Origin of the sequence: Dongia sp. (assembly GCF_041910485.1) — a bacterium.
Taxonomy (GTDB): domain Bacteria; phylum Pseudomonadota; class Alphaproteobacteria; order Dongiales; family Dongiaceae; genus Dongia.
In genome coordinates this window covers 1-1,694 of record NZ_JAYRQR010000053.1, presented here as the reverse complement: position 1 = coordinate 1,694, position 1,694 = coordinate 1, and the positions used below count along the sequence as shown (strand labels likewise).

The 1,694-nt window shown below is 61.8% G+C and carries 1 protein-coding gene; it reads left to right on the top strand.

All coding sequences use genetic code 11. From position 1 onward, the window contains the following. Positions 1 to 591: 591 nt before the first annotated feature. On the top strand, positions 592 to 1,694 hold a 1,103-nt coding region (locus tag ACE3PP_RS18085), incomplete at its 3' end, for an aldehyde dehydrogenase family protein (protein WP_374384666.1).

The following is a 1,694-nucleotide window of genomic DNA, read 5'->3' as shown; positions in this document are numbered from 1 at the left end:
GCCGCTCGGCGCGCTTCAGGGGGTCAGCGAAAGCTGGTATGCCATCTCCACCCACAAACGACTACCTCATCCTGCCGTTGCAGTCATTCGAGACGCTGGCGGCGAACGCCTCATCAGTTAGGAAAGGGCGATTCAGTCCGGATTGGGTCGAGAGTTCACATTCGGCAAGCCAGGAAGCTGACGTTTGACGCCACTTACGCCGCTTGCGTCTGTGATCCAGGGACCCTCACCCCCTGACTACCGTCAGCAGTCGAACGGCTGCCAGCCGGCGCATTGACGCCCGCTTCCCTCCGGACGCTCAAGGTCCGCTCCGGCCGACAACCCGCCTCCTAATGCACTGTTCCAGCCTTGAACAGTTGCTGCACATTTGATCATTTCCAAGACAGTGTCAAATCCGCAAGGGGAGGAGATGTCATGCGCAGTCCTCTGTTTTTAAACACATTAAATTTTTTAAACCCCAATCTCCCAGGCTTGGCACGCCGCCTGCGAACCATATGTCACGAGACACGGCAGGACAAGCGTTCGGAAGAACACGGCCTGCCCGCCTTGATTCATTTGTTCGCAATCCAATCCTAAAACCAGGAGACAAACATGCTCTACGCAGCTCCCGGCGCCGCTGGTGCCAAGATCGCCTACAAGGCCAAGTACGACAACTTCATCGGCGGCAAGTGGGTCGCCCCGGTCAAGGGCGAATACTTCAAGGTCGTCACCCCGATCAATGGCGAGGCCTACACCATGGCCGCCCGCTCCACCGCCGAGGACATCGAGCTGGCGCTCGACGCCGCCCACGCCGCCTTCCCAAAATGGGGCAAGACCGATGCGACGACCCGCTCCAACATCCTGCTGAAGATCGCCGACCGCCTCGAAGCCAACCTGGAACTGCTGGCCTACGCCGAGACCGTCGATAACGGCAAGCCGATCCGCGAGACGCTGAACGCCGACATCCCGCTCGCCGTCGACCACTTCCGCTACTTCGCCGGCTGCCTGCGCTCGCAGGAAGGCGGCATCTCGGAAATCGACGAGAACACCATGGCCTATCACATCCATGAGCCGCTCGGCGTCGTCGGCCAGATCATCCCGTGGAACTTCCCGATCCTGATGGCCGCCTGGAAGCTGGCCCCGGCGCTCGGCGCCGGCAACTGCGTGGTCCTCAAGCCGGCCGAATCGACGCCGATCTCGATCCTGATCCTGATGGAACTGATCGCCGACCTGCTGCCGCCGGGCGTGCTGAACATCGTCAACGGTTTCGGCCGCGAAGCCGGCATGCCGCTCGCCACCAGCAAGCGCATCGCCAAGATCGCCTTCACCGGTTCCACCTCGACCGGCCGCGTGATCGCCCAGGCCGCCGCCAACAACCTGATCCCGGCCACGCTGGAACTGGGCGGCAAGTCGCCCAACATCTTCTTCGCCGACGTCATGGACAAGGACGACGGCTTCCTCGACAAGGCCATCGAGGGCCTGGTGCTGTTCGCCTTCAACCAGGGCGAGGTGTGCACCTACCCGAGCCGCGCGCTGATCCAGGAATCGATCTACGAGAAGTTCATGGAAAAGGCACTCAAGCGCGTCGCCGCCATCAAGCAGGGCAGCCCGCTCGACACCGACACCATGATGGGCGCCCAGTGCTCGCAGGAACAGATGACCAAGATCCAGTCCTATCTGCAGCTGGGCAAGGACGAAGGCGCCGAAGTGCTGAT